Source organism: Amycolatopsis sp. NBC_01488, from assembly GCF_036227105.1.
GTDB lineage: Bacteria > Actinomycetota > Actinomycetes > Mycobacteriales > Pseudonocardiaceae > Amycolatopsis.
The window spans coordinates 2,673,634-2,699,842 of sequence record NZ_CP109434.1; the positions used below are offsets into that span (position 1 = coordinate 2,673,634).

Here is a 26,209-nt window from a genome sequence, read left to right on the forward strand (position 1 = left end):
GACAAAGGGGTCACGACATGACGAGTGCAGGCCTGTCCCGCCGTCGTTTCCTGCGCAACGCGAGCCTGGCCGGGCTGGGCGCCGTCGGCTCGGGCAGCTTCCTCGCCGCCTGCGCCACTTCCGCGAACACCGGCCCGGTCAAGCAGGCCGCGGGCGCGGTCACCGTCCAGTCGAACCTGTCCTCGCCCGAGGCGAAGAAGGCGATCGAGGCCCTGGCCAAGGCGTTCGGCGCGAAGGGCGGCGCGACGGCGACGGTCAACACCGTCGCGTCGGAGACCTTCCGCACCCAGCTGCCCAGCTACCTCACCGCGGCCACCCCGCCGGACACCTACACGTGGTACCCGGGTTCGCTGCTGTCCGGCTACGCGCGCAAGGGCCTGCTGCTCGACGTCGGCGATGTCTGGCAGACGATGGGCGACTACAGCGCCGCGTTCCGGGCCCTCTCCGGCGACGGCGCCGGGCACCAGGTCTTCGTCCCGACGTCCTACTACTGGTGGGGCTTCTTCTACCGGAAGTCGAACTTCGCGAAGTGGGGCGTGCGACCGCCGACGAACTGGACCGAGTTCCTCGCGCTGTGCGAAACGGTGAAGGGCAAGGGAATCGCGCCGATCGGCCTCGGTGCGGGCGGCACCACGCCGTGGACCGCGTCGGCGTGGTTCGACTACCTGAACATCCGGATCAACGGCGCGCCCTTCCACCGCGAGCTGCTCGCCGGCAAGCGGCGGTTCGACGACCCGCGCGTCAAGAAGATCTTCGACCCGTGGCGCCAGGCGCTGCCGTACTTCGACCCGAACGGCACCGCGATCGCGTTCCAGGACGCCACGACCGTGCTGCTGCAGGGCCGCACCGGCATGGTCCTGACCGGCACGTTCTTCGCCGACGCCGCCCCGAAGGACGCGCTCGGCGACCTCGACTTCTTCCAGTTCCCGATCCTCGACCCGGCGGTGCCGGTGGCCGAGGAGGGCCCGACCGACGGCTTCTTCGCCAGCGCGCGCACCCCGCACGTCGCCGAAGTCAAGGAATGGTTCAAGTACGTCGCGACGGCCGAAGCGCAGGAGCTCTACATCAAGAACTCCTCCGGCACGGTCCTGCCGACCAACCCGACCGCCAAGGACAACGGCACCCCGCTGGTCCAAAAGGGACGCAAGATGCTCGCCGACGCCAAGGAGATCACGCAGTTCTTCAACCGCGACTCCTCCGACGCGCTGCAGCCGACCGCCGACGCCGCGTTGATCCGGTTCATCCAGAAGCCCACCGAGCTGGACTCGATCCTGAGCGACTGGCAGACCGCCGCGCAGAAGGTCTGGCAGTCCTGAGATGGCGGTGCTGACCGCCGACCGGCCGAAGACCGCGGCGCGGGCCCCCAAGCGTCCTCGCCGATTTTCTCCGGTGCTGCTGGCGTTCGTCCTGGTGCCCCTGGTCGTCGAGGGGTTCTGGGTGTTCTGGCCCGCGTTGCAGGGGTTCTACCTCGCGCTGACGAACTGGGACGGCGTCTCGGCGCCCACGTTCGTCGGCGCCGGGAACTTCGCCGAGATGTTCTCCGACGACATCTTCAAGACCGCCGCGCTCGACACGGTGATCTGGCTCGTGCTCTTCGGTGGCCTCTCGGCCGTCGGCGGGCTCGCGCTGGCGACGCTGCTGCAGAAGGAGCGTCGCGGCGTCGGCTTCTACCGGGCCGCGCTGTTCACGCCGGTGGTGTTTTCGCTGGTCGCGACGTCGTTGATCTGGCAGGTGAGCTACCAGCCGGACGGCGTCGTCAACAAGGTGCTCGGCGCCGTCGGCCTCGGCAGCTGGCAGCACGCCTGGCTGGCCGACCCGAAGACGGCGCTGTACGCGGTGCTCGTCCCGGCGCTGTGGCGGCAGCTCGGGTACGTGATGGTGCTGTACCTGGCCGGGCTCAAGGGCATCGACCCGGCGCTGTACGAAGCGGCCAAATTGGACGGTGCCACGGCGTGGCAGCAGTTCCGCAACGTGACGTGGCCCCAGCTGCGCAGCGTCAACTCCGTCGTGCTGTCGGTGATCATCATCGACTCGCTGCGGTCGTTCGACGTCATCTGGTCGATGACGAAGGGCGGCCCGTACCACTCGTCAGAGGTGCTGAGCACGTACATGTACGCGACGGCGTTCCAGTCGCTGCGCTTGGGCTACGCGTCCGCGCTGGCCGTGGTGATCTTCGTGCTGGCGTTCGGCGTGATCGTGACCTACCTCGTGCGCGCGTTCCGGGAGGACTCGTGAAGACGCGGACCGCCGGGTTCCACCTGCTCGCGGGCGGGCTCTCGGTGCTGTGGCTGCTGCCGATCCTGCTGGTGCTGACGACGAGCGTGCGGTCCTTTTCGGACATCGCGTCGAACGGCCTCGGCGCGCTGCCGGCGTCGTTCACTTTGGACGGTTTCGGGCAGGCGTGGGGCGACGGCGGTGGCGGGCACGCGATGCTGAACAGCCTGCTCGTCACCATCCCGACCGTGCTGCTCGCGCTGCTGCTGAGTTCGGTGGCGGCGTTCGCGCTGAGCCGGTACGACATCCCGTTCCGCCGCACGATCATCCTGGTGATGCTGTCCGGAAACCTGCTGCCGCCGCAGATCCTGCTGGTGCCGGTGGCGAAGCTGGCCGAGCTGCTGGGCATCTACGACACGCTGACGGCGCTGATCGTCGTGCAGGTCGGCTTCGGGCTCGGGTTCTACACGTTCGTGCTGCAGGGGTTCATGCGGTCGATCCCGGGCGAGATCCAGCAGGCGGCGTTGATCGACGGCGCCGGCGTCGCGCAGATCTTCTGGCGGATCATCCTGCCGATGACGCGTCCGGCGCTGGCCGCGCTCGGCGCGCTGGCGTTCACCTGGACGTTCAACGACCTGCTGTGGTCGATCACCGTGCTGCGCACCGGGACGGTGATGCCGGTGACGCCGGCGCTGCTCGGGCTGCAGGGGCAGTACGTGTCGAACTGGAACGTCATCGCGGCCGGCTCGGTGATCGCCGCGGTGCCGACGGTCGCGGTGTTCCTGCGGTTCCAGAAGCACTTCATCTCCGGACTCGCGATCGGGGCGATCAAGTGACGTGGACCTTGTCCATGAAGTCCACTTCGTACACCGTGGCGATGGACCCCTCTTCTCGATGGGCGGAACTCGTCGCATGGGGGCCGTCCGGGGTCGAGGACGGGCCGTCGGTGTTCACGAACGCGGGCGCGGTGCACTTCATCACCGAGGCCGACGCGGCGCCGGTGGAGTACGCCCCGCTGGGCCTGCGCCCGTTCTCCGGCGCGGACGTCTCGGTGCGCGGCGGTTCGTGGTGGCGGTTCGACTCCGCGTCTTCCGGCGACTCTTTGAGGTTGGCTTTCCTCGACGAGCTGACCGGGCTCCGCGCGGTGCTCTGCTATCGCCCGGTGCCCGAAACGGATGTGCTCACGCGGTGGGTCGAGTTCGAGAACACGGGTTCGTCGACGCTGGAGTTCGACCGGCTGGGCTCGGCGGGCGTCTGCGTGCCGACAGTGTCCGGCGCCCGGCTGACGTACTTGACCGGGCAGTGGTCGCAGGAGTTCACCCGGCGCTCGCTGGAGCTGCCGGCCGGCGGGTTCCGGATGGAGAGCCGGTTCGGCGTCCCGGGTCACGCGCACGTGCCGTGGCTCGCGGTGCAAGACGCTTCCGGCGGCCCCGCCTGGGGCGTCTCGCTGGAGTGGCCGGGCTCGTGGTCGATCGAGGCGGATGTCGAACCTTCGGGCTTGACGCGCATCCGAGCGGGCCGGCTGCCTTCGCCAGGCCCGGTCCTGTTGGAACCAGGCGCTTCGCTGACGACGCCGGCGGTCGCGCTGGCGTCCAGTGTGGACGGAATCGCCGGGCTGGCGTCCGTGTGGCACCACTACGACCGCGTGCTGGCCGGTGCACGGTGGCGGCGCCCGCGCCCGGTGCTCTACAACTCCTGGGAAGCGACCGGCTTCGACGTCCGGAGCGCGCACCAACTCGAGCTGGCGAAACGGGCGGCGGACATCGGCGTCGAGTTGTTCGTCGTCGACGACGGCTGGTTCACCGGCCGCGACGACGACACCGGCGGCCTCGGCGACTGGACCCCCGCGGAGGAGTCCTTCGGCTCCTTCGTCGACTCGGTCCGGGAGCTGGGCCTGGAGTTCGGGCTGTGGGTCGAGCCGGAGGCGGTCAGCCCCAAGTCACGTCTGTACGCCGCGCACCCCGACTGGGTGTACCGCATCGACGGCCGCCCGGCGACGCTGATCCGGAACCAGCTGCTGCTCGATCTGGGTCTTCCCGAGGTGGTCGCGTTCGTCAAGTCCACTTTGGACACACTGCTGTCGGCGTATCCGATCTCGTACCTGAAGTGGGACATGAACCGGCCGCCCACGGAACGCGGCCGCCCGGGCTCGCCGTTCGCGGACCTGGACGCCGAGCACGTCGCGGGCTACATCTCGGTGTTGGACCACCTGCGTTCGCACCATCCCCACGTCACGATCGAGGCGTGCGCGGGCGGCGGCGGCCGCACGGACCTGGCGACGGTGGCCCGCACGGACGTCGTCTGGCCGAGTGACAACACGGGTCCGCTGGACCGCCTCACGATCCAGGACGGGTTCCTGCTGATGCACGCGCCGCACCTGATGAGTTCGTGGGTGACGGACTCCCCGGGCGTCTTCGACCCGCGGCCGCGGTCGCTGCGGTTCCGGTTCGTCACGGCGATGGCGGGCGTGCTGGGGATCGGCGCGGACCTCTCGCGCTGGCCTACCCACCAGCTCGCGGAGGCGGCTTCGCTGATTTCTCTGTACAAGTCGATCCGCGGCGTGCTCCACCACGGCGAGGCCCGGGTCCTGCACGGCCCTTCCGAGTCGACGGCGGCGACCCAGTACACCTCGGCGGACGGCGACACGGTGGTCGTGCTGGCGTGGAGCACCGGACCGCTCACGGGTGCACCGCTGGTGCCGGGCCGGTCTACGCGAGTACGTCTCGGAGTGTGCCCGGAATCGTCTTATGTGGACGATTCCGGGGCACGGTACTCGGGGGTGCACCTGAAGTACGCGGGCCTCCCGTTCGACTGGACCACCGACCACGACGCCGACGTCGTGATCCTGCGGCGTCAGGGCAGCGAGACCGGCAACACGAACGTCGGTGACCCGGTCGGGTAGTAGCGCAGCTCCGCCTCACCCGACGCCGTCAGCGTGAATGCCGTGATCGCATCCTCCGACTGGGCCGCGACGTAACAAGTCCCGTCCACCAGGGCGAAGTGCCGCGGGTTCGCGCCGCACGGCTGGTCGGCCACCGCGGCCGCGTCGTCGAGGGCGAACTCCGTCACGCAGTCCGGGCCGCGGTTCGACACGTACATGCGTGAGCCGGCCAGCTCCAGGTGGGCCACCAGGTTCGGCGTCACCGAAGACAGCGTCGACGCGGTCGAAGCGACGACGTCGAACGCGCCCGGGGACGTCTCCCGGACCGTCACCAGCGTCCCGGCCAGCTCCCCGACGACGTACGCCAGGTCCGTCCCCGGCCGCCGCACCAGCTGGCGCGGCCCCGTGCCCGGCGGCAGCGACGAGACCGCCAGCGCCTCGAGCGAACCGTCGGAAGCGAGCGTGTAGCTGCGGATCTCGTCCGTGCCCAGGTCGACCGCGCTCACCACCGTCGAATCGGCCGACGGGACCGCCATGTGGACGTGCGCCGCCTCCTGCCGATCGGCGTCGGGGCCGCTGCCGGTGTGCTGCACCAGCGCGGTCCGAGACTCCAGCGCACCCGAAGAAGACAGCGAGAACACCGCCAGACTGCCGCCGGTGTAGTTGGCGCACAACAGGAACCGGCCGTCCGGCGTCACCGCGAGGTGACACGGGTGCGCGCCGCCCGTCTCGGCCGTGCCCAGCACCGACAACGCTCCCGAAGGCGACATCGAAAGCGCCGTGACCGCGCCGGAGGCCGTCTCGTTCGCCGCGTACAGCACCGGCAACGACGGGTGCCGCACGAGCCACGACGGCGACTCGAGCGGCAGCGAAGCCACTTCGGTCAGCGAACCGGAAGCGGACCGGGAGAAGGTCGTGATCCCGGTACCGTTCCCCGCGTCGCCGGTGTAGCACCCGACGAAGACCAGCTCAGCCATGCGCGCTCCTCAACAGCGTCTCGACCCGGGCGGCGATCTCCGCGGTGGTGCCGCGGGTCAGCGCGGAGCCGACCCCGCACGCCACCGCGCCCGCCGCCAGCCAGCCTGGCACGTCTTCCGGGCCGATGCCGCCGGTGGGCACCAGCGGCGCCTGCGGGAGCGCCGCCCGCACGTCCTTCACCCACGACGGCGTCAGCGCGGACGCGGGGAACACCTTCACCGCGTCGGCGCCTTCTTCCAGCGCCCGCACGATTTCGGTCACCGAGCCCGCGCCCGGGAACGCCGCCGCGCCGTACCGGTGCGCGGTACGGATCACCGCCGCGTCCACCGAAGGCGACACCAGGAACCGCGCGCCCGCACGGATCGCCAGCACCGCCGACGCCTCGTCGAGCACCGTGCCGGCGCCGATCGTCGCGTCCGGGTACGCCGCGGACAGCCCCGAAATCGCGTCGAGCGCGCCCGGGTTCGTCAGCGGCAGTTCGATCGAGCGCAGCCCCGCTTCGATAGCCGCGCGGGCCGCCGAAACCGCCGACTCCGCGTCGTGCGTGCGCACGATTCCGACGACGCCCTGGCGCACCGCGTTCGCCGTGATCTCCCAGCGATAGGTCATCGGTCCACCTCCGTGCCGAGCAGTGCCTTGCTGAGTTCGCCCCGGTCGGGCAGGCCTTCCAGGTCGGTCCGCGTGCCGACGACCAGCGCCGCGCAGGCCGCGCCCGCCCGCAGTGCCTCGTCCGGCGACGCGCCCCGCAGCCACGCCGAGAGGTACCCCGACGTCAGCGCGTCACCCGCCCCGACCGGGTCGACAATCCGCGTGACCAGGCTCGGCTGCGACCATGAGCCGGCAGCCGTCACCGCCCGCGCGACCTTGTCCCGCTGCTTGACGACGACCGTCTGCGCCCGGCCGGCGAGCAGCGCTTCCGGGGCCTGCCCCAGCAGTTCGAGTTCGTCTTCGCCGGTGAAGACCAGATCCGCCCTGGTCAGCAGCGGTCCGACCGTCTCGCGCCAGCGATCCGGCTTCGCGAGCTTCAGCCGGACGTTCGGGTCGAAGGACACCCAGGCGCCCGAAGCGCGTGCGAGCGCGAAGAGTGTCTCGACGGCTTCGCGCGCGTCGGAGGACAGCATCGCCGTGATGCCCGAGACGTGGACGAGTCGAGCGCCGTCGAGACCCGCTTCGCGCACGTACGCAGCCGAAAGGCGCGAAGCAGCGGAGCCGCTTCGGTGGTATTCGACCGTCTCGGTGTCCCTGATCAGGAACCCGGTGTACGCGTCCGGATCGACTTCGACGCGCGAGACGTCGACGTCGTCCGCGCGCAGGGTCGCGAGCACGTGCGCGCCGGACGGATCGTCGCCGACGCGGCTCAGCCAGCGGACGCGGTGGCCGAGCCGGGCCAGGCCGACGGCGACGTTCGTCTCGGCACCGGCGACGGACGACGTGAAGGTGCGGGCGCGCCGCAGCGCGACGCCGGGCTCGGCGAGCAGCAGCCGCATCGTCTCGCCGAGGGTGACGACTTCGGTCTTCATCGGGGAGAGCATAGCGCGTGAAATCTTAATTTAGGATTTATTCTTGACGGAAGCCGAGACACCCCGGCATGCTGCTCCCGGCTTCGCTCGACGCTGTTTCAACGAAGAAGGGTGTCCGGCAACATGCTTCTGAAGAGATCCCTCGCGGTGGTCGCCGCGGTCGCAGCCGCGTTCACCTCGGCTCCCGCGCAGGCCACGCCGGCGGTAGACCAAGGCGCTCCCGACTACTACGACAGCGGGCTCGCGAAGACCCCGTACATGGGCTGGAACACCTACTACGGCCTCGGCGCGCCCAGTGAGGCGTCGGTCAAGTCCGTCGCGGACTTCCTCGTCTCCAGCGGCCTGCGCGACGCCGGCTACCGCTACGTCTGGATCGACGGCGGCTGGACCGCCCCGGACCCGCGCGACGCCCAGGGCAACCTCCACGAGGACCGCACCAAGTTCCCGAGTGGACTGTCCACTTTGGTCACCTACCTGCACGGTAAAGGCCTGAAAGCCGGCATCTACACCGACGCGGGCGCCTCCGACGGCAAGAACTGCGCGGCCGGCTCCGGTGGTTACTACGCGCAGGACACCAAGCGGTTCGCCAGCTGGAAGTTCGACGCCGTCAAGGTCGACTTCCTCTGCGGCATCGCCCAGAACCTCAAGCCCGCCGACGCGTTCACGCAGTTCAGCAAGGCCCTCGCCAAGGCGGGCCGTCCGATGGTGCTGAACGTCTGCAACCCGGTCACCGACGAGTGGGGCGTCCCGCACGGGCCCGACCAGGTCGCCGGCATCGCCTACAGCTACGGCCCGCTCGTCGCCGACTCCTGGCGCACCAGCACGGACATCGCGTTCGGCACGCCGTACCAGGGCATCTGGACCGACGTCCTGCGCAACCTGGACGCCAACGCCGCGCACCCCGAAGCGAACGGGCCGGGCCACTACAACGACCCCGACTACCTCATCCCGATGCGCAAGACCGAACAGGGCACCTACGAGCTGAACGAGGAGGAGTCGACCACCCAGTTCGTCATGTGGGCGGAGATGGCCTCCCCGCTGATCCTCGGCTCGGACCCGCGCACGCTCCCGGCGTCGATGATCAGCACGCTGAAGAACCCGGAAATCGTCGGCGTCAACCAGGACCGCCTCGGCGTCCAGGGCGTGCGCGTCGCGACGACCGGGACCACCGACACCTACAGCAAGGTGCTCTCCCGCGACGGCGACCGCGCGGTCGTGCTGCTCAACCGCGGTGAGACGCCGACGCGGATGACGCTGAACTTCGCCGACGCCGGGCTCGAGAGCCGGGTGTCCGTTCGCGACCTTCGAGCGAGGGCCGACCGCGGCAGCGCGACCGGCTCGTACACCGTCACGGTTCCCGCGCACGGCACCGCGTTCCTCCGCCTGCACGGCACCGACCTCGTCCCGGGCGACGACCTCGGCGGCACCGCGTCCGCCAGCCCGGCGATCGTCCGCGCCGGCGGCAAGACCGTGGCGTTCTTCCGTGACCAGAGCGGGTCCCTGCAGGTCAAGGGCCTCGACGGGCCGCGCCAGGTCGGCGGCGAATTCCTCGGCCAGCCAGCCGCGGTCGCCACGGCCACCGGCATCGACGTGTACGTCCGCGGTCTCGACAACGCTCTCTACCAGCGCAGTTTCACCAAGAAGTGGGGCAACTGGAAGCGGCTCGGCGGGACGCTGACCGATTCGCCGTCCGTCACGAGCGATGGCGCGGTCTTCGTCCGCGGCGCCGACGGCCAGGTCTGGCAGCGGACCAGCGCCGGTCAGTGGTCCGGTCTGGGCGCACCCGGCGGCAAGCCGATCTACGGCCGTCCCGGCGCGGCGACGTCCACCAGCGGCACAGTCGTCGCGGTCCGCACCGCCGACGACAGCGTCTGGGCACGCACGAAGACCGGCGACACCTGGTCGGACTGGACGTCCATCGGCGGGACGGTCAGCAGCAGCCCGACGCTGGTCGCGGTCGGCGCGAAGGTCGCGCTCACCGCGTCCGCGAGCGACTACTCGCTGTGGGCCAACGAGTGGTCCGGCTCCTGGGCCGGCTGGTTCAAGCGGCCGGCGTACCCGAGCGGGAGCATCGTGGGAACCCTCGGCGCCGCGTCCGACGGCGCGTCGCTGTGGTTCGCCGCCCGCGGGCCGGACGACCATGTCCACGTAGCGAAGTTCTAGGAATCAGGAGAAGGCGATGTCCACGCGTACGGCGGTGGTGACCGGAGCGGCGTCCGGGATCGGGCTGGCCACGGCCCGGAAGCTGCTCGACGACGGCTACCGCGTGCTGGGCGTGGACATCGCCGAACTCCCCGAGGGCGTCACGCCGGTCCGGGGCTCGGTCAGCGACGAGACGACCTGGGCGGCCATCGGCGAGGTGGACGCCCTGGTCAGCAACGCCTACGTGCCGAGCACCGGGCCGCTGCACGAGATCGACCGCGCCGAGTGGGAACGCCAGCTCGACGTCAACCTGACCGGCACGTACCTGGCGCTGAAGGCCTGCCTGCCGTCGCTGCGGGCCCGGGCGGGGGCGGTCGTGCTGGTCTCGTCGGTGCACGCGCACTTCGGGCTGCCGGGCCACCCCGCGTACGCCGCGAGCAAGGGCGCGCTGGTCGCGCTGGCCCGGCAGCTCGCCGTCGAATACGCCCCGGACGTCCGGGTCAATTCGGTGCTGCCGGGGCCGGTGCGCACCGAGGCCTGGAACCGCATCTCGCCGGAGGACCGCGAACGCAGCGCCCGGGCGACCCCCGCCGGCCGGCTCGGGCGGCCGGACGAAGTCGCGAACGTGATCGCGTTCCTGCTCTCGGACGCCGCGTCGTTCGTCACCGGAGCCGAGTTGACCGTCGACGGCGGCTGGTCCGCCGCCAAGGATTCCGCGTAGAGGGGGGACACTGTGAAGATCACCGGGGTTGAAACGTTTCTGGTCGCGCCGCGCTGGCTGTTCCTCAAGGTCAGCACGGACGAGGGCGTCAGCGGCTGGGGCGAGCCCGTGGTCGAGGGCCGCGCGGAGACCGTGCGCGCCGCCGTGCACGAGATGTCCGAGCTGCTGATCGGTCAGGACCCGCTGCGCATCGAGGACCACTGGCAGGTGCTGCGCCGCGGCGGGTTCTACCGCGGCGGCCCCGTGCTTTCGAGCGCGCTGGCCGGGTTCGACCACGCGCTGTGGGACATCGCCGGGAAGGTCCGCGACGCGCCGGTGCACGAGCTGCTCGGCGGCCCGGTGCGCGACCGCGTCCGGGTCTACAGCTGGGTAGGCGGCGATCGGCCGTCCGGCATCCGCGAGGCCGTGTCCGCGCAGGTCGAGGCGGGTTTCACGGCGGTGAAGATGAACGTCGCCGGCCCGTTGGCCGCGATCGCGTCGCCCGCCGAGGCGGCCGCCGCGGTGGCGCGTGCGTGGGAAGCGCGGGAGGTGCTCGGCCCGCACCGCGACCTCGCGATCGACTTCCACGGCCGCGTCTCGCCCGCGATGGCGCGGCGGCTCGTCAAGCTGCTGGAAGACGTCCAGCCGATGTTCGTCGAGGAACCCGTGCTGCCGGAGACGCAGGGTGAGGCGCTGCGCTCGATCGTCGAGGCGTCCACCGTGCCGGTCGCGGTCGGCGAGCGGCTCTATTCGCGCTGGGAGTTCAAGCCGGTGCTCGACGCGGGCGTCGCGGTGGTCCAGCCGGACCCGTCGCACGCCGGTGGCATCTCCGAGCTGCGGCGGATCGGCGCGCTGGCCGAGCTGTACGGCGCGTCGCTCGCGCCGCACTGCCCGCTCGGCCCGATCTCCCTGGCCGCGTCCCTGCAGGTGGCCTTCGCGACGCCGAACTTCCTGATCCAGGAACAGAGCGTCGGCATGCACTACCACGAGGGCCGCGAGCACGCGTACCTCACGGACCCGTCGGTCTTCGCCTTCCAGGACGGCTACGCGGCCCGCCCGCTCGGGCCCGGGCTCGGCATCGAGGTCGACGAAGCGGCGGTCCGGCGTGCCGACGAGGTCGGTCACACCTGGCGCTCGCCGGTGTGGCGCCACGACGACGGCGGTCTCGCCGAATGGTGACCTGGCTCGACCGCAGCTGCGGCTGTCCGCGGAGAACACCAGCTCACGGCCGGTGCGCTGGGCACTGTGGAACGTCACCCAGCTCCCCGGCGGCGGCTCGGTCGTCGCGGGCCTCCGGCGGCCCGACGTCGTCGCGCTGGTGGCCGGAACCGGCACGCTGGAGTACACAGTGGACGGTGATCGCCTGGTCGTCCCGCCGCAGGACGTCGTCGGCAAGCTCGGCGTGCCGGGGACTGCGGGCTGGGTGACGTACGGGCCGCTGACCCTCGCGTTCGACGTCGACCCCGCGGGCGAGTACCCGGACGAGGGCTCGCCGCTGGAGATCTGGCTGGAGCACCCGCTGCCGGCACCACTCGCGGAGCTGGGCGACCTGGACCCGCCGGCGCGGATCGTCGAGCTGGAGGTGCTCGGCCCGCTGACCGCGCTCGAGCCCGGTGCGTTCACGAACCTGAACATCCGTGCCACGGTGGGGAATCTCTGCAAAGATGCCTGATGACCTCCACCGTCAGAAGCCTGGTCGCCGTCGCGTTCGCGCTGGTGATCCCGTTCGCGGTCCCCGTCACCGCGAGCGCGCAGGACACTCCGGCCCCGGAATGTCCTGCCGATCTCGACTGCCGGTTCGTGCCCGCGGCCTACGACTGGTCGAGCACGGACCACAGCAACCCCAACAACTACGGCAACTACGACCCCGCGAACCGGCCGGACGACGGCCAGCAGATCAAGTACATCGTCATCCACGACACCGAGAGCCTGCCGAGCAGCACGGCCGGCCCGTACGACCAGGCCATCGCCACCTTCCAGAAGCCGTCCAGCGGTTCGAGCGCGCACTACGTGATCCGCTCGTCCGACGGCCAGGTGACGCAGATGGTGCCGACGAAGGACGTCGCCTGGCACGCGGGCAACTGGACGATGAACGAGCACTCGATCGGCATCGAGCACGAAGGCATCGCGACGCAGGGCGGCACCTGGTACACCGAGCAGATGTACCGCGCGTCCGCGGAGCTCGTGAAGTACCTGGCGGCGAAGTACCACATCCCGCTGGACCGCCGGCACATCCTCGGCCACGAGGACATCTCCCGCGAGCGCACGACGAACTTCGCGGCCGCGCACTGGGATCCGGGCCCCTACTGGGACTGGAACCACTACATGGACCTGCTCGGCGCGCCGACCAAGGCGACCGGTCCCGCGGACAGCCAGGTCGTCACGATCCGCCCCGACTTCGCGACCAACCAGCCGGAGCTGACCGACTGCGCGAGCGCTCCCTGCACGACGCTGCCGGCGCACGGCGCGAACTTCGTCTACCTGCACACCGCGCCGGACGCGGCGTCCCCGCTGATCACCGACCGCGTCGTGCACCCGGACGGCACGGCCGGCACGACAGCGATCGACGACTGGAGCGACAAGGCGGTCGCGGGCCGGTCGTACGTGCTCGCCGGTGAGCAAGGCGACTGGACGGCGATCTGGTACGGCGGGCAGCAGGCGTGGTTCGAGAACCCCGGCCACCGCGCGACCGTGCCGGCTCGCGCCCAGCGCGTGACCGCGGCCACTTCGGTGCCGCTGTACGGGCGCGCGTTCCCCGAGCAGTCCGAATACCCGGCCGAAATCCCGTTCGACCCGATCTGGACGGTCGGCGCCATCCCGTGGACGCTGCCCGCGGGCCAGAGCTACGTCGTGACCGGCGAGTTCCGGGCGGAGAACTACTACGCGCGCTTCGACCCGGCGGGCGTGCCGGCCAACCACACGCTGGTCACCGGCGCGGCGATGTACCTCCAGCTCTCCTACAACCACCGGGTGGTCTACGTGAAGGCGTCCGACGTGCAACCCTGCTGACCTGCGCAGGTATCGTGAGGGCGTGACGGACAAGCCCCGCATTCCGAACGTGCTCGCCGCCCGCTACGCCTCGGCGGAGCTGGTCTCGCTCTGGTCGCCGGAGCAGAAGGTCGTCCTGGAGCGGCAGCTCTGGATCGCCGTCCTCAAGGCGCAGAAGGACCTCGGCGTCGAGGTGCCCGACGGCGTCGTCGAGGACTACGAGCGAGTGCTGGACGACGTGCGGCTGGATTCGATCGCCGCCCGCGAGCGCGTCACCCGGCACGACGTCAAGGCGCGCATCGAGGAGTTCAGCGAGCTCGCCGGGCAGGAGCACATCCACAAGGGCATGACCTCGCGCGACCTCACCGAGAACGTCGAGCAGCTGCAGCTGCTCCGCTCGCTGGAGCTCGTGCGCACCCGCGTCGCCGCGGTACTGGCACGGCTGGCCGCCCTCGCCGTCGAGCACGCCGACACCGTCATGGCCGGGCGTTCGCACAACGTCGCCGCGCAGGCCACCACCCTCGGCAAGCGGTTCGCGACGGCGGCCGACGAGCTGCTCGTCGCCTTCGCCCGGCTCGACAACCTCATCGAGCGCTACCCGCTGCGCGGCATCAAGGGCCCGGTCGGCACCGCGCAGGACATGCTCGACCTGCTCGGCGACGAGTCCACTTTGGACCAGCTCGAGGACCGCGTGATGCAGCACCTCGGGTTCCGGGAGCGGTTCGTCAGCGTCGGCCAGGTCTACCCGCGCTCGCTCGACTTCGACGTGCTGTCCACTGTGGTCCAGCTCGCCGCGGCGCCGTCCAGCCTGGCCAAGACGATCCGGCTGATGGCCGGCCACGAGCTGGTCACCGAGGGCTTCAAGCCCGGCCAGGTCGGCTCGTCCGCCATGCCGCACAAGATGAACACCCGCTCGTGCGAGCGCGTCAACGGCCTGGCCGTCGTGCTGCGCGGCTACCTGTCGATGATCGGCGAGCTGGCCGGCGACCAGTGGAACGAGGGCGACGTCTCGGACTCCGTCGTCCGCCGCGTCGCGCTGCCGGACGCGTTCTTCGCGCTCGACGGCCTGCTGGAGACGTTCCTCACGGTCCTGGCCGAGTTCGGCGCCTTCCCGGCGGTGATCGAGCGTGAGCTTGATCGCTACCTGCCGTTCCTCACCACGACGAAGGTGCTCATGGCGGCGGTCCGCGCGGGTGTCGGACGTGAGACGGCCCACGAAGCCATCAAGGAGAACGCCGTCGCCGTCGCGCTGGAGATGCGTGAGCGCGGTCTCGCCGAGAACGACCTGCTCGACCGGCTCGCCGCCGACGAGCGCATCCCCCTCGACCGTGGCGAGCTGGACAAGCTGCTCGCCGACCGGATTTCCTTCACCGGCACGGCCGGCCGTCAGGTGGAGCAGGTGGCCGAGCGCGTCTCGCGGGTCCTCGAGCGGTTCCCGGATGCTTCGGGCTACGCGCCCCAGCCGATCCTGTGAGCTGACGCACTCGTCCACGGACTGGAACGAATCCACTCGAACGGGCGAAATCCCTAGTCTCGATCGCTGACCACGGAGCGCTGCGAAGCGCTAGTCCTCACCATGGAAGAAGCGATGAGATCCACGCTGTCCACAATCGCCGCCGTCCTCACCGCGGGCGCGCTGACGCTGACCCTGGCCGCCTGCGGTGGTTCCGACGCGGGGTCGACCACCCTGCGCGTCGGGACCCTCAGCGACGCCCCGCCCTCGATCTACCTGGAGAACGGCCGCTTCACCGGCTACGACAACGAGCTGCTGCGCGACATCGCCCAGCGTGAGGGCTTCCAGGTCGAGTTCGTCGGCACCGAGTTCTCGAGCCTGCTGGCCGGCGTCGCGACCGGCAAGTTCGACATCGGCAGCTCGACGATCTCCAGTACCGAGGCGCGCAAGAAGACCGTCTCGTTCTCCAACGGCTACAACACCGGCTTCACCACGATCGTGACCGCGAAGGGCGCGAACCTCAAGGCCCCGGCGGCGTTCGCGGGCAAGCGGCTCGGCGTCGTCCAGGGTTCGGTGCAGGACGAGTTCGCGGGCAAGACCGCCGGCGCGCAGGTCGTCCGCTTCCCGGACTACAACGCCGGCTTCGCGCAGCTGAAGAACGGCACGCTCGACGGCTGGGTCGTGCCGCAGGACATCGGCCAGAAGTACCTGGACCAGAACCCCACGGTCCCGCTGGAGCTCGGCTACACCGTCGAGGACAAGGACACGCCGTCGGCCTTCGCCGTCGCGAAGACCAACCCCGACCTGCTGAAGAAGCTGAACGACGGCCTCGCCAAGGCGATCGCGGACGGCTCGGTCGCCCGCATCTACGGCCAGTTCTACAAGACGACGCCGTTGGCGAAGGAACTCCAGCAGGGTGGGCCCGGCCTGCCCGTCAAGAACGTGGCTGCGTGACATGAAGAAGCTGATCGTCACCGTGCTGGCCGCCGCCCTGACACTCACCGCGTGCGGCGGAGGCTCCGACAGTGCTTCCTCGACGCTGCGCGTCGGCACCCTCAGCGACGCGCCGCCGAACGTCTTCCTCAAGGACGGCGACTACACCGGCTTCGACAACGAGCTGCTGAAGGCCATCGCGGCCAAGCAGAACCTGAAGCTGGAGTTCGCCGCGACCGACTTCTCCGCGTTGCTCGGCCAGGTCGCCTCGGGCCGCTACGACATCGCCAGCTCGGCGATCGCGCAAACCGACGAGCGCAAGAAGACGGTCGACTTCTCGGCGGCGTACGACTTCGAAACCATGAGCATCCAGGCCAAGCAGGGCACGCCCGTCACCGACGAGCGAGGCCTGGCGGGCAAGCGCGTCGCCGTCATCCAGGCGACCGTCGGCGACCACTGGCTGACCGGAACGGTGCCCACCGCCCAGGCCGTGCGGTTCCCGGACTACGCCGCCGCGCTGACCGCGTTGAAGAGCGGCGCCGTCGACGCGTACATCCTGGACCAGAGCATCGCCGAGAAGAACGTCACCGACGACCCGGACGCCAAGCTCGTCGTCGTGAAGAGCTTCGTCACCGACGTGCCGCACGGCTTCGCGGTGAAGAAAGGCAACGCCGAGCTGCTCGGCAAGATCAACGACGGGCTCGAGCAGGTGATCTCCGACGGGACCTGGCTTAAGCTGCACCAGCAGTTCCTGCCGACCGCTCCGGTGCCGGCCGGGTTCCAGGGTTAGGAGAAGCATGAAGAAGACACTGGTCACGGCGCTCACCGCGACGTTGCTGGCCGCGCTCACGGCGTGCGGTGGCTCGGACAGCGGGTCGGGCACCCTGCGCGTCGGCACGCTGAGCGACTCGAAGCCGAACGCCTACCAGGAGAACGGCAACTACACCGGGTTCGACAACGAGCTGCTGAAGGCCATCGCGGCCAAGGAAGGCCTGAAGCTGGAGTTCGCAGCGACGGAGTTCTCGGCGTTGCTCGGCCAGGTCGCGAACGGCACGTTCGACATCGGCAGCTCGGCGATCTCCCAGACCGAGGCCCGCAAGAAGACCGTCGACTTCTCCGCGCCGTACAACTACCAGTCGCTCGGCATCGAGGCCAAGGAGACGGCCGGCATCACCGACGAGAACTCCTTGGCGGGCAAGCGGATCGGCGTCGTCCAGGGCACCGTGTCCGACACCTGGCTCGGCTCGAACGCGCCGACCGCGCAGGCCGTCCGCTTCCCCAATGACGCGGCCGCCCTCAACGCCCTCAAGACCGGCGCGATCGACGGCGCGGTGTTCGACCAGGCCACCGCCGAGGACTACGCGAAGAACAACGCCGACGCGAAGCTCAAGGTGACCAAGGCGATCACCACGACCATCCCGCACGGGTTCGCGTTCAAGAAGGGCAACACGGACCTGATCAACAAGATCAACGACGGCCTCAAGAAGGTCATCGCGGACGGCACGTGGGTCAAGGTGCACGACCAGTTCGAGCCCACCGCGCCGGTGCCGGCGGAGTTCAAGGCGGGGCAGTAGTCCACTGTGAACGAATCAGTAGCGCCAAGCGCTTCCGTTGCGGGTGGGGGGTGGGTGACGGGTGGGTGACTTCGTCAACACGTTCCTCGACTGGGACTACATCTCGCAGGTCCTGCCGGACCTGCTGAAGACCGGATTGCTGAACACGCTCATCCTGTCGGTGTCGTCGGCGCTGATCGGCACCGTGCTGGGCATGCTGCTGGCTGTGCTGGGCCTGTCCACGAAGTGGTGGCTGCGTTGGCCCGCGCGGGTCTACACCGACATCTTCCGTGGCCTGCCGGCCATCCTGACGATCCTCCTGATCGGCCAGGGCCTCGGCACGCTCGCGCGGGACGTCGTCGGCACGAACCCGTACCCGATGGGCATCCTGGCGCTGTCCCTGATCGCCGCGGCCTACATCGGCGAGATCTTCCGGGCCGGTATCCAGAGTGTCGACAAGGGACAGCTCGAGGCCAGCCGCGCGCTCGGGATGAGCTACACGAAGTCGATGCTGCTGGTGATCATCCCGCAGGGCGTCCGGCGAGTGCTGCCCGCGCTGGTGAACCAGTTCATCGCGCTGGTCAAGGACTCCAGCCTCGTGTACGTGCTCGGCCTGCTGTCCGGGCAGCGCGAGCTGTTCCGGATCGGCCAGGACCTCGCGGCCAACACCGGCAACCTGTCGCCGCTGGTCGCCGCCGGAGTGTTCTTCCTGGTGATCACGGTGCCGCTGACGCATCTGGTCAACTACATCGACAAGAAACTCCGGACCGGCCGCAAGGTGCGCGCCGACGAGCCCGACGACGGTGAGCTGGACCTGGTGTCCAGTGGAAAGGTGCGCTCGTGACCACGGCGGTGCGCTCGTCCAGCGTGGAACTGCGCGACATCCACGTCAGCTTCGGCACGCTGGAGGTCCTCCGCGGGGTGGATCTCCACGTCGAGAGCGGCACGACGACGTGCGTGATCGGGCCGTCCGGCTCCGGCAAGTCGACGTTGCTGAGGTGCGTGAACCGCCTGCAGGAGCCCGATTCCGGCGACCTGCTGCTCGACGGCGAGTCCGTGATCAAGGCGGACCCGGACGCCCTGCGCCAGCGCGTCGGCATGGTGTTCCAGCACTTCAACCTCTTCGGCCACCGGAGCGTGCTGGACAACATCGTGCTGCCGCTGCGCAGCGTGAAGAAGCTGAGCAAGGAGGAGGCGGCGGCGATCGCCCGCGCCCGCCTGGCAGACGTCGGCCTCGCGGAGAAGGCCCCGTACCGCCCGAGCGCCCTCTCGGGCGGCCAGCAACAGCGCGTCGCGATCGCCAGGGCGCTGGCCATGGAGCCCGAGGTGATGCTCTTCGACGAGGCCACCAGCGCACTCGACCCGGAGCTGGTCAAGGGCGTGCTGGACCTCATGGCCGGCTTGGCTTCGCGCGGGTTGACCTTGATCGTGGTGACGCACGAGATGGGCTTCGCGCGCAGCGTGGCGGACGAGGTCGCGTTCATGGACGCGGGCCGCATCGTGGAGCAAGGGCCGCCGGCCCAGCTCTTCGACGCACCACAAAGCCCGCGCCTGCAGCGATTCCTGTCCCAGGTGCTCTAGCGGACCCGCTCGACGGAGACGGTGCCGTATACAACGACCATCGCGCACAACGACCATCGCACAACGACCATCGCACAACGAGATGCCCCACCCTCCGGACCCGGACGCCAATCAGCTCGCTCGGCCCCACCAGTGGTGCGGTGATGGATTCCGGCCCGTGGGCAGCCGCGAGCCCGGCCCGCCGCCGTCCGTCCGAAACCGGACGATCCGGCGGCTGGTGCCCGGTAGCCTGCGGACATGGCGAGGATCGCGCGGCTGACGTACTATCCGATCAAGGGCTGTGCCGGGACTTCGGTGCCGGCCGCCGAGGTCGGGCCCGCCGGGCTGGCGCACGACCGGGTCTTCCAGGTCGTCGCGCCGGACGGCGACTTTCGCAGCCAGCGCCGCTACCCGGTACTGGCCTCGGTCCGGCCGGAGGTCCGCGGTGACCGGCTCGCGCTGTCGGCGCCGGGTTTCGACGACTTGGAGCTCGACATCCGGCGCGACGGCCCGCGCCACCCCGGCTCGACGTTCTCCTGGCACGGCACCGGCATCCACCAGGGCGACGAAGCCGCGGAGTGGTTCTCGGAGCTGCTCAGCCTGCCGTCCGTCCTGATCGGCGTCGCGCCGGACCACGAGCGCGTCACCAGTGGCGAGATTCCGGGAACCGCCGCCTTCGCCGACGGGCACGCGCTGCTCGTCGCCGGTGAGTCCTCTTTGGACGCGTTGAACGAGCGGATCGCGTCCCGAGGTGGCGAGCCGGTGCCGATGGATCGCTTCCGGCCCAACGTGATCATCTCGGGCTGGGCCGAGCCGCACACCGAGGACGAGGTCCGCGTGATGACCGCGGGCACCGCGAAGTTCGGCTACGCCAAGCAGTGCGTGCGCTGCACGGTCCCGATGGTCGACCAGGAGACGGGCCGGAAGGCCGGCCCCGAGCCGATCCGCACGCTCGCGAGCTACCGCCGGCACCCGGACGGCGGTGTGATCTTCGGGATGAAGGCCGCGGTGGTGCGCCCGGGTCAGGTGGCGGTCGGCGACGAGGTGATCGTGCACTCCTGGGCCGGCCCCAGCCCGAGCACGGCGGCGGCGGAACCGCCGTTGACCGCGACCGCGAGCCGTCCGGCGGAGTCGGTGTAGAGCACGCTCGCACCGGCGGGCACGTCGGCGAACGTGCGCCCGATCTCAGTGGTCACCGCGATGCGCTCGCTGTGGACCGAGACCGCGCCGGACAACCCGGACAGCTCCAGGTCCGCCGGTGTCGCTGCGAGCTGGACGTTGCCGAAGTGGTCCACCGTCAGCACCTCCGACACCAGCTTCCCGGGGAACGCCGCCACGAACGGCTCCGGCAGCTCGACCAGGTCGTCCACCGGAGGGCCGAAGTCCGACGGCGCGACACCCAGCGCCAGGTGCGCCCCCGCGGGTGCGAAGACGTCCCGGCCGTGGAACGTCGCCGACGTCACCGGCAGCCGCAGCGACGGCTCCGCCAGCTCGTACGCCGCGAGGACCCCGCCGAGCGCGTGCGCGGCCGGCAGCAGGAGGCCGTTGTCCGGCCCCACCAGCAGCCCGCCCTCGGCGACGACGACCACCCCTAGCCGGGCGGTGCCGACACCCGGGTCGACGACGGCGACGTGCACCGCCTCCGGCAGGAACAGCACGGTCTGGGCCAGCGCCATGGCCCCGTGCCGGACGTCCTGGGGCGGCACCTCGTGCGTCACGTCGATCACCCGCACGGCGGGCGCCAGCCGCGCGATCACGCCGTGGCAGGCCGCCACGAAGCCGTCGCGCAGGCCGTAGTCGGTGGTCACCGAGATCCAGTCGTACGCCATGCCAGCATCATCCATGGTGGCGGAGGGTGCCCGTTAGGGTTCAGCGCGTGACACCCCTCCCCACACGCCGGAGGCTCGCCGCCGGCAAGGTCCGTGACCTGTATGCCGTGGGCGACGACCAGCTGCTGCTCGTCGCCTCCGACCGCATTTCCGCCTTCGAGCACGTGTTCCCCACCGCCGTCCCGGACAAGGGCCGGGTGCTCACCGCGATGAGCGTGTTCTGGTTCCGCGAGCTGGCCGACGTCCTCCCCAACCACCTGGTGGCCTGCGACGGCCCCCGCATCCCGGAGGCCTTCCGCGGCCGGGCCCTGCTGGTCGAACGGCTCACGATGCTGCCGGTGGAGGCCGTCGTCCGCGGTCACCTCGCCGGCCGCGGGTACGCGGAGTACCGCAAGTCGGGCTCGGTGTGCGGGATCGCGCTGCCGCCCGGCCTGGCCGAGTCGGCGCGGCTGCCCGAGCCGATCTTCACCCCGTCCACCAAGGCCCGTCCCGGGGAACCCGACGAGAACATCGACTTCGACACGTTCGCGGACATCCTCGGCCGCACGCTCGCCGAAAAGGTCCGCGAGGCATCCCTGGAGCTGTACCGCCGGGGCGCCGCCCGGGCGGCGGAGCAGGGTCTGCTGCTGGCCGATACGAAGTTCGAGTTCGGCACCCGGCCCAACGGCGAGCTCGTGCTCGCCGACGAGCTGCTGACCCCGGACTCGGCCCGCTACTGGCTCGCCGACGGGCACCGGCCCGGGCGGCCGCGGCCGTCGTTCGACAAGCAGCACGTGCGCGATTGGCTGGTCGGCCCCGCCTCCGGCTGGGACTGCGTGTCCGCGTTGCCGCCGTTGCCGCCCGAGGTGGTGACCGCCACGCGCGACCGGTACCTCGAGGCATATCGCCGCGTCACCGGGCTTTCCCTGGCAGACTGGCCGCGTGATCCTGCTGATCTGCGGAAGCCTGCGGGCAGGCTCGGGCAACGCGGCGGTGCTGGGGACCGTCGCGACCCTCACCGCGAGCAAGACGTACACCGGCCTCGGCGACCTGCCGCACTTCAACCCGGATGACGACCGCGACCCGCTGCACCCGGCCGTCGCGTCGCTGCGGGCGTCGATCAAGGAGGCGGACGCGATCCTGATCTGCACGCCGGAGTACGCGGGTGGCCTGCCGGGCTCGTTCAAGAACCTCCTGGACTGGACGGTCGGCGGTGGCGAGATCTACGGCAAGCCGGTGGCGTGGATCAACGCGTCCTCGGTGGCGGCGCCCACGGGTGGCCGAGACGCGCACGACTCGCTGCGCAAGGTGCTGACGTACGCGGGCGCGAAGATCGTCGACGAAGCGTGTGCGCGGATCCCGGTCTCCCGGGTGGACGTCGCCGACGGCCAGGTCGCCGACCCCGACCTGCGAGGGCGGATCGCGGTGGCGGTGCAGCGCCTGCGTGAGGGCGTCTGACCCTTCCGGCAACGGTCGCTCGCCCGTTCTGCGCAGTTCACGGCGACGTCAGACGCGTGCGTCCCAATGGTGGCGTGGACGCTCGCTTGCTGGTTTCGCTGTCGGGAATCACCCCGCGCACGCTGCACCGGTGCGCCGACCTCGCGGCCGAGCTCGACCGCCGCCGGGTGCCGCTGTCGGTGCTGTACGCCGCTCGCACCGGCGGAGGCCCGGTGACGGAGTGGGTGCGCACGCGCGCCCGGACCGGCGATTCCGTGCTGCTGCACGGGTACGACCACACCGTCACGCCCACGCACCGCACGGTGTACCTGGGCAAGAAGGCGGAGTTCGCGACGCTGCCGGCCCACGAGGCACGGCTCCGGCTGATCGCGGCGAAGGCCGCGCTGGACAACGCCGGCCTGACGGTCGACGGCTTCGCGCCGCCGCGCTGGATCGCTTCCCAGGGCACGCTGCAGGCGCTGGCGGAGCACGGGTTCCGCCTGTGCGCGGACCTCGGCGCGGTCCGCGACCTCGTCACGGGCGAGGTCCGCCGGGCGCGCGTCCAGGAGTTCACGAGCCAGTCGCACCGCACGGAAACGGTGCGCTGCTTCACACTGGTACTGGCGGCGGCCCGCGCGGCCCGCCGGGGCGGGCTGGTCCGGCTGGGGGTGGACGCCACGGACCTCACCCGCCCCGGCCTCCGCCAGGCCCTCCTCGACGCCGTCGACGTGGCGCTGGAGAACCGCGCGTACGGCGCCACCTACGGCTCGCTGCGGGCCGAGGCTTATTCCGGCTAGCCCGGTGATCAACCGGAGCTATCTCATCAGCCACGACGGCCGGACAAGCCGCACTGCCACGGCCTGAACGACGCGCTGGACACAGCTTCACTCTGGAGTTGTCAAACATCGTCCCTCAAGGGGATTGAGCCCGTGCCGATCAGTGCGCCGGGTTCGGATCGAGGAGCACGTCGAGTCGTCCGAAGGCCACGTCGACCGCCGGGGCGAGTGCCGGGGCGTCGGCACCGGCCAGCCTGCTGCCCGCCTGGTAACAGGCCACGGCGATCTGCGCCGCCAGCACCGCGACCTCCCGGGGCGTACCGCGCTCCAGCAGGATCGCTTCGCCCAGCTCCGCGAACCGTTGCAGCTTCCGCGCGCTGCGGTCCTTGAGCTCCGGGTTCTGCTCCAGCAGGCGCTGGTGCATTTCGTAGTGCGCGGCATCCGCCGTCGCCTCCGCGCACACCTCCAGCACCAGGGCGCGGACCTGCTCCAGTGCTGCCGGAAGGTTCTGGGGCGCCTCGCCCGGCAACGCCCGCTGCCGCTCCGCCAGGTGATCCAGCAGCTGCTGCTCGTCTGAGAACACCACCTCCTGCTTGTCGCCGAAATACCGGAAGAACGTCGTACGCCCCACCTCCGCGCGCTCGGCGATGTCCGTGACCGTGACCTCGGTGAAGCCACGCTCCGCGAACAACTCGAAGGCGGCCTCCACGATCTGCTCGCGAGCTTGTTTCTGCTTCCGTTCCCGCAGCGAGGGGCGTTGTCCCATGGCTACACAGTAGCGGAACCGGTATCGAGTCCGCTACGGTACTGAGTACCAGATCGAATCGAGTACCTGATCGGATGAAGGGCGACACCATGACCGAACCGACGAAGACCTTGCTCATGACCGGGGCGAGCCGAGGTCTCGGCCGCGCCGCGGCGGAACGGCTGCTGCGGGACCGGCCGGACCAGCTGCTGCTCGTCGTCGTGCGGGAAGAAGAGGCGGGGTACCGGCTCGCGCGGGAACTGGCCGCGCACACGGGGAACGCGAACGTCCGGGCGGTGTCGGGCGACCTCGGTTCCCTGGCGGAGGTGCGGGCGGCCGCGGAAGCCGTGCGGAAGATGCTCGACGAGGGGGAGATCCCGCCGCTGGCGGGGTTACTGGCCAATGCGGGCGCGCAGATGGCGTCGGCTACCAAGGCGACGGCGGACGGCTTCGAAGCGACGTTCGGGATCAACGTCCTGGCGAACTACTTGCTGCTCCGGATGCTCGCCGACCGGTTCGAGCCGGGCGCGCGCGTGGTGGTCACCGGCAGCGAGTCGCACTTCGGCGACGTCCGGCACAACCTCGGCCTCGTTCCGGCGCCCCGGTGGACCGATCCGCGAAGCCTGGCCAGGCCGGGCAGCGGCCCCGAAGCCGAAACAGTGACCGCGGGACGCCGGGCCTACTCGACGAGCAAGCTCGGCGTGCAGTACCTGGTGCACGCGTTTGCGAGGCGGCTTCCCGAGGTCGACGTCTACGCCTACACCCCAGGGCTGGTCCCTGGCACCGGACTCGCCCGCGACGCGAGCGCGATCCAGCGCTTCGGCTTCCAACGCCTGCTTCCGCTGTTGTGGGCGACGCCGATCGCGTCGAGCCCGCAGACCGCGGGAGTGAAGCTGGCCGCGGCCATGACGGCACCCCGGCCGGCCGAGTCCGGGGCGTACCTCGACCGCGGCCGGGTCGTGCCGTCTTCGGATGAGTCGTACGACGAGGAGCGGGAGGAGGAGCTGTGGCGGGTAGCGGCAGCGTTGTGCGGTGTGCCGGTCGGTCCGTCGCCGGTGTCGTGACCGGCACGCCCGGCGGCCTAGAACTTCGCGGGCTCGGCCCGGTCGAGCACCTTGACCTCGGTGCCTTCCGGCGCGAGGTTGCCGAACAGGCCGTAGTGCAAGGCCGGGTTCGCCAGCACGGCTTCGTGGATCGGCACGGCGACCCGCGGCGCCACGGCCCGCAGGTAGTCGACCGCTTCGCCGGCCTTTAGCCAGGGCGCGCCCGTCGGCAGGCCGAGCACGTCGATCTTCTGCTCCGGCACGAAGAACGAGTCGCCGGGGTGGAAGAACGCGCCGTCGTCGAAGACGTAGCCGATGTTCGGGATCACCGGGAGGTCCGCGTGGATGACGGCGTGCTCCCCGCCGACGGCCTTGATCGAGGTGTCCCCGACGGCGAACGCGTCACCCACATTGGCGACGTCGAACGGCAGGCCCAGCTTTTCGATCTCGGGAGCCGAGCCGGGATCGACGATCAGCTTGGCGTCCGGGTTGCCTTCGAGGACCTTCGGCAGCCGGTCGACGTCCAGGTGGTCGAAGTGCTGGTGCGTCACCAGTACGGCGGACAGTTCCCGCTCGCCCTCGAACCCGGTGGAGAACGCGCCGGGGTCGATCAGGATCCGCTCGGAGCCGGTCTCCAGCAACAGGCAGGCGTGTCCGAAATGGACGATACGCATCGATGTTCTCCTTCGCAGGTGGTCGATTCCAGCCTAGTCCCGGTTCGTCAGCCGGTGCCGGATGTCGTCGAGGTGCTCGCGGCCGACCCCCGCCCCGAGGAGATACTGCTCGACGTCGAATCCGTCGAGCGTGGCCCGGATGGCCGCCGCGGTCGTCGTGCCTCGCTCCGCGAGGAGAGCGGCGATGACCGGGCCTTGGTCTTCGGTGTCCAGTTCGGCGAACAGCGGTTTCACGGCCTCGGTGGACAGGTCGTAGTCCGCGGCGATGGCGTCCGGAGCGGCGCCCGCCAGCGCAAGCAGCAGGAGCGCGACCAGACCGGTCCGGTCCCGCCCGGCGCCGCAGTGGAACAGGACGCCACCCGGGGCGGACCTGGCGATCGCTTCGATGACGGCGGCGCAACGCTCGGCTTTGCGCTCGAGGAAGAGGCGGTAGTAGAGCGGGGTGCCGTTCAGCCGCTCGCGGTTGACGTGCCGCCAGAACTCGATGTCGCCGATGTCGTCGAGGGGAACTTCGACGCGGTCGATGCCGGTCGGCGTGGTCACCCGGGCCGCGACGGCGAACCGCGCCGAGCCCGCCAGCGCCGTCGGAGCATCCCTCGTCGGCCGGATCTCGTCGGCGTTGCGCAGGTCGATGACCGTCCGGACGCCCGACTCCCGCGCTTGGGCCCAGCCCGCGTCGGTGACGAACCGGAGGTCCGCAGCTCGGAGGTAGGCACCGTGACGAGTCGTACGTCCCGCTCCGGTCGGCAGGCCGCCGAGATCCCTGGTGTTGTGGAAGCCTTCCCACGCCACTGCTCTGTCCAT

General features: G+C 70.5%; 27 protein-coding genes. 20 read left to right on the forward strand and 7 right to left on the reverse strand.

Annotated elements, in window-relative coordinates; all coding sequences use genetic code 11:
* The first annotated feature begins 17 nt into the window (after positions 1-17).
* From OG738_RS12885 to OG738_RS12900, 4 genes are read left to right on the forward strand one after another with little or no spacing between them, the layout of a single operon-like run.
* A complete protein-coding gene (locus OG738_RS12885) occupies positions 18-1,316 on the forward strand; it encodes an ABC transporter substrate-binding protein (RefSeq protein WP_329053888.1) in 1,299 nt (432 codons plus the stop codon).
* A gap of 1 nt (position 1,317) precedes the next feature.
* The gene (locus OG738_RS12890; protein ID WP_329053889.1) at positions 1,318-2,235 is read left to right on the forward strand and encodes a carbohydrate ABC transporter permease; all 918 of its coding nucleotides are present in this window, start codon (positions 1,318-1,320) and stop codon (positions 2,233-2,235) included.
* Positions 2,232-3,050 carry a carbohydrate ABC transporter permease gene (locus tag OG738_RS12895; RefSeq protein WP_329053890.1) on the forward strand — a complete coding sequence of 273 codons (819 nt, stop codon included), beginning with the start codon at positions 2,232-2,234 and terminating at the stop codon, positions 3,048-3,050. The genes OG738_RS12890 and OG738_RS12895 overlap by 4 nt, the downstream gene beginning before the upstream one ends.
* A gap of 14 nt (positions 3,051-3,064) precedes the next feature.
* Positions 3,065-5,116 (forward strand): alpha-galactosidase, encoded by a 2,052-nt coding sequence (locus OG738_RS12900; RefSeq protein WP_329053892.1) that lies wholly within the window; start codon positions 3,065-3,067, stop codon positions 5,114-5,116.
* Here OG738_RS12900 and OG738_RS12905 read toward each other — a convergent pair.
* The 3 genes from OG738_RS12905 to OG738_RS12915 are packed head-to-tail and all read right to left on the reverse strand — an operon-like array spanning position 5,068 to position 7,593.
* Complete coding sequence (locus tag OG738_RS12905) at positions 5,068-6,072, reverse strand: lactonase family protein (RefSeq protein ID WP_329053893.1); 1,005 nt, start codon at positions 6,070-6,072, stop codon at positions 5,068-5,070. The genes OG738_RS12900 and OG738_RS12905 overlap by 49 nt on opposite strands.
* Positions 6,065-6,682: a bifunctional 4-hydroxy-2-oxoglutarate aldolase/2-dehydro-3-deoxy-phosphogluconate aldolase gene (locus OG738_RS12910; protein ID WP_329053894.1), complete on the reverse strand. Its 618-nt coding sequence runs from the start codon at positions 6,680-6,682 to the stop codon at positions 6,065-6,067. The genes OG738_RS12905 and OG738_RS12910 overlap by 8 nt, the downstream gene beginning before the upstream one ends.
* Entirely contained in the window at positions 6,679-7,593 is a 915-nt protein-coding gene (locus tag OG738_RS12915; protein WP_329053895.1) for a sugar kinase, read from the reverse strand. The genes OG738_RS12910 and OG738_RS12915 overlap by 4 nt, the downstream gene beginning before the upstream one ends.
* A gap of 123 nt (positions 7,594-7,716) precedes the next feature.
* Here OG738_RS12915 and OG738_RS12920 point away from each other — a divergent pair, with 123 nt between their 5' ends.
* From OG738_RS12920 to OG738_RS12975, 12 genes are all read left to right on the forward strand, one after another.
* Complete coding sequence (locus OG738_RS12920; RefSeq protein ID WP_329053896.1) at positions 7,717-9,756, forward strand: hypothetical protein; 2,040 nt, start codon at positions 7,717-7,719, stop codon at positions 9,754-9,756.
* A gap of 16 nt (positions 9,757-9,772) precedes the next feature.
* The gene (locus OG738_RS12925; RefSeq protein WP_329053897.1) at positions 9,773-10,456 is read left to right on the forward strand and encodes an SDR family NAD(P)-dependent oxidoreductase; all 684 of its coding nucleotides are present in this window, start codon (positions 9,773-9,775) and stop codon (positions 10,454-10,456) included.
* Between the two features lie 12 nt (positions 10,457-10,468).
* On the forward strand, positions 10,469-11,614 hold the full coding sequence (gene dgoD / locus OG738_RS12930) for a galactonate dehydratase (RefSeq protein WP_329053898.1): 1,146 nt from the start codon (positions 10,469-10,471) through the stop codon (positions 11,612-11,614).
* A gap of 52 nt (positions 11,615-11,666) precedes the next feature.
* A complete protein-coding gene (locus OG738_RS12935) occupies positions 11,667-12,107 on the forward strand; it encodes a hypothetical protein (protein ID WP_329053899.1) in 441 nt (146 codons plus the stop codon).
* On the forward strand, positions 12,107-13,444 hold the full coding sequence (locus tag OG738_RS12940; RefSeq protein WP_329053901.1) for an N-acetylmuramoyl-L-alanine amidase: 1,338 nt from the start codon (positions 12,107-12,109) through the stop codon (positions 13,442-13,444). The genes OG738_RS12935 and OG738_RS12940 overlap by 1 nt, the downstream gene beginning before the upstream one ends.
* Before the next feature lie 22 nt (positions 13,445-13,466).
* Positions 13,467-14,897, forward strand: coding sequence for an adenylosuccinate lyase (gene purB, locus OG738_RS12945; RefSeq protein ID WP_329053903.1), 1,431 nt, complete (start codon positions 13,467-13,469; stop codon positions 14,895-14,897).
* Positions 14,898-15,011: 114 nt separating this feature from the next.
* Positions 15,012-15,830, forward strand: a complete 819-nt coding sequence (locus tag OG738_RS12950; protein ID WP_329053905.1) for a substrate-binding periplasmic protein — start codon at positions 15,012-15,014, stop codon at positions 15,828-15,830.
* A 1-nt stretch (position 15,831) separates the two neighbouring features.
* Entirely contained in the window at positions 15,832-16,599 is a 768-nt protein-coding gene (locus OG738_RS12955) for an ABC transporter substrate-binding protein (RefSeq protein ID WP_329053906.1), read from the forward strand.
* 7 nt (positions 16,600-16,606) lie between these two features.
* A complete protein-coding gene (locus tag OG738_RS12960) occupies positions 16,607-17,383 on the forward strand; it encodes an ABC transporter substrate-binding protein (protein WP_329053908.1) in 777 nt (258 codons plus the stop codon).
* Positions 17,384-17,444: 61 nt separating this feature from the next.
* Positions 17,445-18,206: an amino acid ABC transporter permease gene (locus OG738_RS12965; protein ID WP_329053909.1), complete on the forward strand. Its 762-nt coding sequence runs from the start codon at positions 17,445-17,447 to the stop codon at positions 18,204-18,206.
* Positions 18,203-18,943: an amino acid ABC transporter ATP-binding protein gene (locus OG738_RS12970; RefSeq protein ID WP_329053910.1), complete on the forward strand. Its 741-nt coding sequence runs from the start codon at positions 18,203-18,205 to the stop codon at positions 18,941-18,943. Before OG738_RS12965 ends, OG738_RS12970 begins: the two co-directional genes overlap by 4 nt.
* A 237-nt stretch (positions 18,944-19,180) precedes the next feature.
* A complete protein-coding gene (locus OG738_RS12975; protein ID WP_329053912.1) occupies positions 19,181-20,062 on the forward strand; it encodes an MOSC domain-containing protein in 882 nt (293 codons plus the stop codon).
* Here OG738_RS12975 and OG738_RS12980 read toward each other — a convergent pair.
* Positions 19,945-20,751, reverse strand: a complete 807-nt coding sequence (locus OG738_RS12980) for an SAM hydrolase/SAM-dependent halogenase family protein (RefSeq protein WP_329053914.1) — start codon at positions 20,749-20,751, stop codon at positions 19,945-19,947. The two genes, OG738_RS12975 and OG738_RS12980, sit on opposite strands and share 118 nt — an antisense overlap.
* A 47-nt stretch (positions 20,752-20,798) precedes the next feature.
* Between OG738_RS12980 and OG738_RS12985 the strand changes: the two genes are divergently transcribed.
* The 3 genes from OG738_RS12985 (at position 20,799) to OG738_RS12995 (ending at position 22,964) form a co-directional block, all read left to right on the forward strand.
* Positions 20,799-21,803, forward strand: a complete 1,005-nt coding sequence (locus OG738_RS12985) for a phosphoribosylaminoimidazolesuccinocarboxamide synthase (protein WP_329053916.1) — start codon at positions 20,799-20,801, stop codon at positions 21,801-21,803.
* Positions 21,724-22,188, forward strand: a complete 465-nt coding sequence (locus OG738_RS12990) for an NADPH-dependent FMN reductase (protein WP_329053918.1) — start codon at positions 21,724-21,726, stop codon at positions 22,186-22,188. Before OG738_RS12985 ends, OG738_RS12990 begins: the two co-directional genes overlap by 80 nt.
* 74 nt (positions 22,189-22,262) lie before the next feature.
* The gene (locus OG738_RS12995) at positions 22,263-22,964 is read left to right on the forward strand and encodes a DUF2334 domain-containing protein (protein WP_329053920.1); all 702 of its coding nucleotides are present in this window, start codon (positions 22,263-22,265) and stop codon (positions 22,962-22,964) included.
* Between the two features lie 139 nt (positions 22,965-23,103).
* On the opposite strand, the gene OG738_RS13000 is transcribed toward OG738_RS12995, so the two are convergent.
* Entirely contained in the window at positions 23,104-23,709 is a 606-nt protein-coding gene (locus tag OG738_RS13000) for a TetR/AcrR family transcriptional regulator (protein ID WP_329053922.1), read from the reverse strand.
* 89 nt (positions 23,710-23,798) lie between these two features.
* Here OG738_RS13000 and OG738_RS13005 point away from each other — a divergent pair, with 89 nt between their 5' ends.
* On the forward strand, positions 23,799-24,752 hold the full coding sequence (locus tag OG738_RS13005; protein ID WP_329053924.1) for an SDR family NAD(P)-dependent oxidoreductase: 954 nt from the start codon (positions 23,799-23,801) through the stop codon (positions 24,750-24,752).
* A gap of 17 nt (positions 24,753-24,769) precedes the next feature.
* Here the strand turns inward: OG738_RS13005 and OG738_RS13010 are convergent, their stop codons facing one another.
* Positions 24,770-25,405 (reverse strand): MBL fold metallo-hydrolase, encoded by a 636-nt coding sequence (locus OG738_RS13010; RefSeq protein WP_329053925.1) that lies wholly within the window; start codon positions 25,403-25,405, stop codon positions 24,770-24,772.
* A gap of 33 nt (positions 25,406-25,438) precedes the next feature.
* The gene (locus OG738_RS13015; protein WP_329053927.1) at positions 25,439-26,209 is read right to left on the reverse strand and encodes a tyrosine-protein phosphatase; all 771 of its coding nucleotides are present in this window, start codon (positions 26,207-26,209) and stop codon (positions 25,439-25,441) included.

Bases quoted from the DNA above. Each gene is read 5' to 3' on its own strand.
- OG738_RS12885 (WP_329053888.1), top strand. From the start codon at position 18: ATGACGAGTGCAGGCCTGTCCCGCCGTCGTTTCCTGCGCAACGCGAGC.
- OG738_RS12890 (WP_329053889.1), top strand. From the start codon at position 1,318: ATGGCGGTGCTGACCGCCGACCGGCCGAAGACCGCGGCGCGGGCCCCC.
- OG738_RS12900 (WP_329053892.1), top strand. From the start codon at position 3,065: ATGAAGTCCACTTCGTACACCGTGGCGATGGACCCCTCTTCTCGATGG.
- OG738_RS12905 (WP_329053893.1), bottom strand. From the start codon at position 6,072: ATGGCTGAGCTGGTCTTCGTCGGGTGCTACACCGGCGACGCGGGGAAC.
- OG738_RS12910 (WP_329053894.1), bottom strand. From the start codon at position 6,682: ATGACCTATCGCTGGGAGATCACGGCGAACGCGGTGCGCCAGGGCGTC.
- OG738_RS12915 (WP_329053895.1), bottom strand. From the start codon at position 7,593: ATGAAGACCGAAGTCGTCACCCTCGGCGAGACGATGCGGCTGCTGCTC.
- OG738_RS12920 (WP_329053896.1), top strand. From the start codon at position 7,717: ATGCTTCTGAAGAGATCCCTCGCGGTGGTCGCCGCGGTCGCAGCCGCG.
- OG738_RS12925 (WP_329053897.1), top strand. From the start codon at position 9,773: ATGTCCACGCGTACGGCGGTGGTGACCGGAGCGGCGTCCGGGATCGGG.
- OG738_RS12940 (WP_329053901.1), top strand. From the start codon at position 12,107: ATGACCTCCACCGTCAGAAGCCTGGTCGCCGTCGCGTTCGCGCTGGTG.
- OG738_RS12950 (WP_329053905.1), top strand. From the start codon at position 15,012: ATGAGATCCACGCTGTCCACAATCGCCGCCGTCCTCACCGCGGGCGCG.
- OG738_RS12955 (WP_329053906.1), top strand. From the start codon at position 15,832: ATGAAGAAGCTGATCGTCACCGTGCTGGCCGCCGCCCTGACACTCACC.
- OG738_RS12960 (WP_329053908.1), top strand. From the start codon at position 16,607: ATGAAGAAGACACTGGTCACGGCGCTCACCGCGACGTTGCTGGCCGCG.
- OG738_RS12975 (WP_329053912.1), top strand. From the start codon at position 19,181: ATGGCGAGGATCGCGCGGCTGACGTACTATCCGATCAAGGGCTGTGCC.
- OG738_RS12980 (WP_329053914.1), bottom strand. From the start codon at position 20,751: ATGGCGTACGACTGGATCTCGGTGACCACCGACTACGGCCTGCGCGAC.
- OG738_RS13000 (WP_329053922.1), bottom strand. From the start codon at position 23,709: ATGGGACAACGCCCCTCGCTGCGGGAACGGAAGCAGAAACAAGCTCGC.
- OG738_RS13005 (WP_329053924.1), top strand. From the start codon at position 23,799: ATGACCGAACCGACGAAGACCTTGCTCATGACCGGGGCGAGCCGAGGT.
- OG738_RS13010 (WP_329053925.1), bottom strand. From the start codon at position 25,405: ATGCGTATCGTCCATTTCGGACACGCCTGCCTGTTGCTGGAGACCGGC.
- OG738_RS13015 (WP_329053927.1), bottom strand. From the start codon at position 26,209: ATGGACAGAGCAGTGGCGTGGGAAGGCTTCCACAACACCAGGGATCTC.